A 6,588-nucleotide genomic window follows, 5' to 3' on the forward strand; every position below is an offset into this window, starting at 1 on the left:
CGGCGCCGGGCGGGGCCCCCGCTCCCGGAGCGGCTTGCTCCCCGGGCGGCTGTCGCGCTCCCGGTGGGGTGGCGTGCGCGCGGTCCGCAGTCCCGGGTGTCGCGCTGCCCATTGGCTGCCGCCTCCTTCGCCGCTGTGGGGATCTCGCACGCTAGCGGGTGCGGGGAGGGGGTGTCACGGGGGACGCGGAGGCGGGGCGGGGCGACTGGTGTACGGGCGGGGGGCGAAGGGTGCACGGGCAGGGGGCGACAGGTGTACGGCGGGGGCGCGGCCTCGTGCGGGCGGCGCCCCCGCCGGTGGACCCGGTCCGTGCGCTCCTCCCGGTCAGTCCAGGACCGGGAGGAGGTCGGGGAGGTGGCCGTCGGAGGCGCGGGCGGTGGTCATGCGGGCGGGGGGGACCTCGCCGTAGGTGGTGGTGCGGGGGCGGTGGGGGCGGCCGGCTGCCTCGGCGATGGCTTCGAGGTCGCGGATGGAGCGGTAGGAGCCGTAACGCGAGCCCGCCATACGGGAGATGGTCTCCTCCATCAGGGTGCCGCCGAGGTCGTTGGCGCCCGAGCGGAGCATCTCCGCCGCGCCCTCCGCGCCGAGCTTCACCCAGCTCGTCTGGATGTTCGGGATGTGGGGGTGCAGGAGGATGCGGGCCATCGCGGTGACCGCGCGGTTGTCGCGGGCGGTCGGGCCCGGGCGGGCGATGCCCGCGAGGTAGACGGGGGCGTTGGTGTGGATGAAGGGAAGGGTGACGAACTCCGTGAAACCGCCAGTGCGTTGCTGGATCGCGGCGAGGGTGCGGAAGTGGCCGAGCCAGTGGCGGGGCTGGTCGACGTGCCCGTACATCATCGTGGAGCTGGAGCGGATGCCGAGTTCGTGCGCGGTCGTGACGACGTCGATCCAGTCGGCGGCGGGGAGTTTGCCCTTGGTGAGGACCCAGCGGACCTCGTCGTCGAGGATCTCGGCGGCCGTGCCGGGGATCGTGTCGAGGCCCGCCTCCTTCGCGGCGATGAGCCATTCCCGTACCGAAAGTCCCGTGCGCGCCGCGCCGTTGACGACCTCCATGGGCGAGAAGGCGTGCACGTGCATGCCGGGGACGCGTTCCTTGACCGCGCGCGCGATGTCGAAGTACGCGGTGCCGGGCAGGTCGGGGTGGATGCCGCCCTGCATGCAGACCTCGACCGCGCCGACGTCCCACGCCTGTTGGGCGCGGTCGGCGACCTGGTCGAGGGAGAGGGTGTAGGCGTCGGCGTCGGTGCGGCGCTGCGCGAAGGCGCAGAAACGGCAGCCGGTGTAGCAGACGTTGGTGAAGTTGATGTTGCGCGTGACGATGTAGGTGACGTCCTCGCCGACGACGCTCTTGCGGATGTCGTCCGCGATCCGGCACACGGCGTCGAGCGCGGGCCCGTCGGCGTGCAGGAGGGCGAGCGCCTCGTCGTCGGTGAGACGGGTCGGGTCGTCGGCGGCGACGGCGAGGGCCTGGCGCACGTCGGTGTCGATGCGCTGGGGGACCATGCCGGGCGCGGCCTGTTCGCGCAGCGCCGCCCAGTCCCCGTACACCGCGTCGAAGTCGCCGCGCCGGTCGGCGCTGCGGCCCTCCGTGTCGATCGCCGTGTGCAGGTCGGTGCGGCCGCTCGCGGTGAAGCCCTCGTCGGGCTCCTGCCAGGGCAGGCCCTCGGGGCGCGCGCCGGGACGGGCGAGGCCGGTGGCGGGGTCGGCGAGGGCGCGCACGTGCGGGAGGAGGCGCGGGTCGAGCCAGGGCTCGCCGCGGTTGAGGAACTCCGGGTAGATGGTGAGGCGTTCGCGCAGCTCGTAGCCCGACGCGGCGGTGTGCGCGGCCAGTTCCTCGATCTGGGGCCAGGGGCGCTCGGGGTTGACGTGGTCGGGAGTGAGCGGTGAGACGCCGCCCCAGTCGTCGATGCCCGCCCCGATGATGAGGCCGTACTCCCGGTCGACGAGGTTGGGCGGCGCCTGGATGCGCGCCTCGGGGCCGAGGAGGTGGCGGGCGACGGCGATGCACGCGGCCAGTTCCTCCAGCTCCGCGTCCGGCATCGCCCGCATGGCCGTGTCGGGCTTCGCGCGGAAGTTCTGGACGATGACTTCCTGGAGGCCGTGGTAGGCGCGCTGGACGCGGCGGAGCTGGAAGAGGGAGTCGGCGCGCTCCTCGTAGGACTCGCCGATGCCGATGAGGACCCCGCTCGTGAAGGGGACGTTGCTGCGGCCCGCGTCCTCCAGCACCCGCAGCCGCACGGCGGGTTCCTTGTCGGGGGAGCCGTGGTGGGGGCCGCCCTTCTCGGACCACAGCCGGGTCGCCGTCGTCTCCAGCATCATGCCGAGCGAGGGCGCGACGGGCTTGAGCCGCTGGAGGTCGGACCAGGACAGGACGCCGGGGTTGAGGTGCGGGAGGAGACCGGTCTCCTCCAGGACGCGGATCGCCATGGCCCGTACGTACGCGAGCGTGTCGTCGTAGCCGTGCGCGTCGAGCCATTCGCGGGCCTCGGGCCAGCGGTCCTCGGGCTTGTCGCCGAGCGTGAAGAGCGCTTCCTTGCAGCCGAGCGCGGCGCCCTCGCGGGCGACGTCCAGGATCTCGTCCGGCGACATGAACATGCCCTGGCCGTCGCGGCGGAGCTTGCCGGGGACGGTGACGAAGGTGCAGTAGTGGCACGTGTCCCGGCACAGCCGGGTGAGCGGGATGAAGACCTTCTTCGAGTATGTGAGCACGCCGGGCCTGCCCACCGCTTCGAGCCCCGCGTCGCGGACGCGCGCCGCCGAGGCCGAGAGGTCCTTCAGGTCGTCACCACGGGCCTGGAGCAGGACGGCGGCCTCGGTCACATCGAGCGCGACCCCGTCCCTCGCCCGCCGCAGCGCGCGGCGCATGGCGGATTCGGTGGGCCGGGAGGGGTGCGGAGCAGTCATGACGTCGAGCATAGGACGGGGGCGGGGCGCGAGGAGGGGGGCCTGCCGGTAGGGGGCGTGCTGGTCGCGGGGTCGCTGGCGGGGTGGCGGGTCGCGGTGGAAGTGCGGGGTTGGCGGTGGCGGCGTGTGAGGCCGGTGGCGGGGGCCCGATTGACCGCCCCTCACCCCCTCCCGAGGCTGACGTTTGCGCCCTCGGCAGGCAAACTGGCCTCTGTGACCGCCGACGGCCGGCCGGGGCGGCCGGCGAAGGGGAGACGAGCATGAACGACGGACCCGGGATACCGGGGCGGGGCGCCCCGGACGCGGGACCCGCCACCGACGCGGCGCACCCCGCCGGCCCGCCGCACCCCACCTCGCCGGCGCCCCGCTCCCCGCCACGCCCCGGTCCGCTCCGTGGACCCGCTCCGATCCGTGCCCCGCTTCGTGGGAGGATCGGAGGCGGCCGGCCAGGGCCGCGCACCCGGTCGCGCCGCAGTTCCACGCGCGAGCAGGAGGAGCACCGTTGAGCAGGCTGCGTTGGCTGACCGCGGGAGAGTCGCACGGTCCCGCACTCGTGGCGACGCTGGAGGGACTTCCCGCCGGTGTCCCCGTCACCACCGATATGGTCGCCGACCACCTCGCCAGGCGGCGCCTCGGCTACGGGCGCGGGGCGCGGATGAAGTTCGAGCGCGACGAGGTGACCTTCCTCGGCGGCGTCCGGCACGGGCTCACCCTCGGCTCGCCCGTCGCCGTCATGGTCGGCAACACCGAGTGGCCCAAGTGGGAACAGGTCATGGCCGCCGACCCGGTCGACCCCGGCGTCCTCGCCGAATCGGCCCGCAACGCGCCCCTCACCCGCCCCCGCCCCGGCCACGCCGACCTCGCCGGGATGCAGAAGTACGGCTTCGACGAGGCCCGCCCGATCCTGGAGCGCGCCTCCGCCCGGGAGACCGCCGCGCGCGTCGCGCTCGGCGCCGTCGCCCGCTCGTACCTCAAGGAGACGGCGGGCATCGAGATCGTCAGCCACGTCGTGGAGCTCGCCGCCGCGAAGGCCCCCTACGGCCTCGTACCGACCCCCGCCGACGTCGAGAAGCTCGACGCCGACCCCGTGCGCTGCCTCGACGCCGACGCGAGCAAGGCGATGGTCGCCGAGATCGACCAGGCCCACAAGGACGGCGACACGCTCGGCGGCGTCGTCGAGGTCCTCGCCTACGACGTGCCCGTGGGGCTCGGCTCGCACGTGCACTGGGACCGCAGGCTCGACGCGCGGCTCGCCGGGGCGCTCATGGGCATCCAGGCGATCAAGGGCGTCGAGGTCGGCGACGGCTTCGGGCTCGCCCGCGTGCCCGGCTCCAAGGCGCACGACGAGATCGTCCGCACCGACGAGGGCATCCGCCGCGTCACCGGGCGCTCCGGCGGTACCGAGGGCGGCCTCACGACCGGTGAACTCCTGCGCGTACGCGCCGCGATGAAGCCCATCGCGACGGTGCCGCGCGCCCTCGCGACCGTCGACGTCGCCACCGGCGAGGCCACCAGGGCCCACCACCAGCGCTCCGACGTGTGCGCCGTGCCCGCGGCCGGGATCGTCGCCGAGGCCATGGTCGCGCTCGTCCTCGCCGACGCCGTCGCCGAGAAGTTCGGCGGCGACAACGTCACCGAGACCCGCCGCAACGTCCGCGCGTACCTCGACAACCTCCCGATCCGGTGAGCGGTGTGAACGCCGTGAGCGGCGTGAGCGGTCCCCGGCTCGTCCTCGTCGGCCCGATGGGCGTCGGCAAGTCCACGATCGGGCACCTCGTCGCCGAGCGGCTCGGGCTCGTGTACCGCGACACGGACGACGACATCGTGGCCGCCGAGGGGCGCGAGATCTCCGACATCTTCGTGGACGAGGGCGAGGAGCACTTCCGCGCGCTCGAACGCGAGGCGGTGCGCACCGCGCTCGCCGAGCACGAGGGCGTCCTCGCGCTCGGCGGGGGAGCGGTGCTCGACGCGGGCACGCGCGCCCTCCTGCGCGGGCACCCCGTCGTCTTCCTCACGATGGACATCGACGAGGCCGTGCGCCGCACCGGGCTCGCCACCGCGCGCCCGCTGCTCGCCGTCAACCCGCGCCGCACGTGGCGCGAGCTGATGGAGGCCCGCCGCCCCCTGTACACCGAGGTCGCCCGCGCCACCGTGGCCACCGACGACCGCACCCCCGAAGAGGTCGCGGCAGCGGTCCTCGACGCACTGGAGCTGAAGGAAGCGTGAGCGAGAACAGCACGCGGGAGGCCGCGGCGCCGACCCGTATCGCCATCGGCGGCACCGAGGGCAGCGCCCCGTACGAGGTCCTCGTCGGCCACCACCTGCTCGGCGAACTCCCCGCGCTCATCGGCGAGAAGGCCCAGCGCGTCGCCGTGATCCACCCCGAGGCGCTCGCCGAGACCGGCGAGGCGCTCCGCGCCGACCTCGCCGAGCAGGGCTACGAGGCGATCGCGATCCAGGTGCCGAACGCCGAGGAGGCGAAGACCGCCGAGGTCGCGGCCTACTGCTGGACGGCGCTCGGGCAGTCCGGGTTCACGCGCACCGACGCCGTCGTCGGCGTCGGCGGCGGCGCGACGACCGACCTCGCGGGCTTCGTCGCGGCGACGTGGCTGCGCGGGGTGCGCTGGATCGCGGTGCCGACGACGGTGCTCGGCATGGTCGACGCCGCGGTCGGCGGCAAGACCGGCATCAACACCGCGGAGGGCAAGAACCTCGTCGGTTCCTTCCACCCGCCCGCCGGGGTCCTGTGCGACCTCGCCGCGCTCGCCTCGCTGCCCGTGCACGACTTCGTGAGCGGGCTCGCGGAGGTCATCAAGGCGGGATTCATCGCCGATCCGGTCATCCTCGATCTCATCGAGTCCGACCCGGTCGCCGCGCGCACGCCGGAGGGCCCGCACACCGCCGAGCTGATCGTGCGCTCGATCCGCGTGAAGGCCGACGTCGTCTCGGGCGACCTCAAGGAGGCCGGGCGCCGCGAGATCCTCAACTACGGGCACACGCTGGGCCACGCGATCGAGAAGAACGAGCGCTACTCGTGGCGCCACGGCGCGGCCGTCGCGGTCGGCATGCACTTCGCCGCCGAACTCGGCCGCCTCGCGGGCCGCCTCGACGACGCCACCGCCGACCGCCACCGCGCGATCCTCGAAGCGGTGGGCCTCCCGCTGGGCTACCGCGGCGACCAGTGGCCGCGCCTGCTGGAGAACATGAAGCTCGACAAGAAGTCGCGCGGCAACCTTCTGCGCTTCATCGTCCTCGACGGCCTCGCCAAGCCGGTCGTCCTGGAGGGCCCCGACCCCGCGGTGCTCCTGGCGGCGTACGGGGAGATCGCGAAGGACTGACGCGGCAGGGAGCGGACACGGGCCGGAGGCCGTCCTACGGGGTGCGTACGGACGTCTTCCGGCCCGTCACGCGTTCTCGCGCGCGGCCGGGGAACGGTACCGTGCACCGGGCATCGCGTGCGGTTTTCCCGCGCGGACGCCCGCAAGCAGCCGGTACGAGACGGAGTTGGCACGGGATGCGGCATTCCGCGGGAGCGACCCCGCCTCACGATTCCTGGACCCCGCACGGGTCCGGCCCCGAGGGGCAGGGCCCCGGAACCCCGCGGCGCGGCGATCCCCACCACGGCGGTCCGCCGACGCTGCCGCTGCGGCCGACCCCGGCCACCGGTCCCGTGCCGGGGGTCGA

General features: G+C 74.3%; 4 protein-coding genes. 3 read left to right on the forward strand and 1 reads right to left on the reverse strand.

Features of this window, described 5'->3' with window-relative positions; all coding sequences use genetic code 11:
- Positions 1-324: 324 nt before the first annotated feature.
- The gene (locus tag G3I42_RS14585) at positions 325-2,865 is read right to left on the reverse strand and encodes a bifunctional FO biosynthesis protein CofGH (RefSeq protein WP_239096448.1); all 2,541 of its coding nucleotides are present in this window, start codon (positions 2,863-2,865) and stop codon (positions 325-327) included.
- A gap of 541 nt (positions 2,866-3,406) precedes the next feature.
- Between G3I42_RS14585 and aroC the strand changes: the two genes are divergently transcribed.
- From aroC to aroB, 3 genes are read left to right on the forward strand one after another with little or no spacing between them, the layout of a single operon-like run.
- Complete coding sequence (gene aroC, locus G3I42_RS14590) at positions 3,407-4,591, forward strand: chorismate synthase (RefSeq protein ID WP_164286063.1); 1,185 nt, start codon at positions 3,407-3,409, stop codon at positions 4,589-4,591.
- A 23-nt stretch (positions 4,592-4,614) separates the two neighbouring features.
- Positions 4,615-5,130 carry a shikimate kinase gene (locus tag G3I42_RS14595; RefSeq protein WP_164286067.1) on the forward strand — a complete coding sequence of 172 codons (516 nt, stop codon included), beginning with the start codon at positions 4,615-4,617 and terminating at the stop codon, positions 5,128-5,130.
- On the forward strand, positions 5,127-6,242 hold the full coding sequence (gene aroB, locus G3I42_RS14600; protein WP_164286065.1) for a 3-dehydroquinate synthase: 1,116 nt from the start codon (positions 5,127-5,129) through the stop codon (positions 6,240-6,242). Before G3I42_RS14595 ends, aroB begins: the two co-directional genes overlap by 4 nt.
- Positions 6,243-6,588: the final 346 nt, after the last annotated feature.

Source organism: Streptomyces sp. SID11385, from assembly GCF_010548245.1.
Classification (GTDB): domain Bacteria; phylum Actinomycetota; class Actinomycetes; order Streptomycetales; family Streptomycetaceae; genus Streptomyces.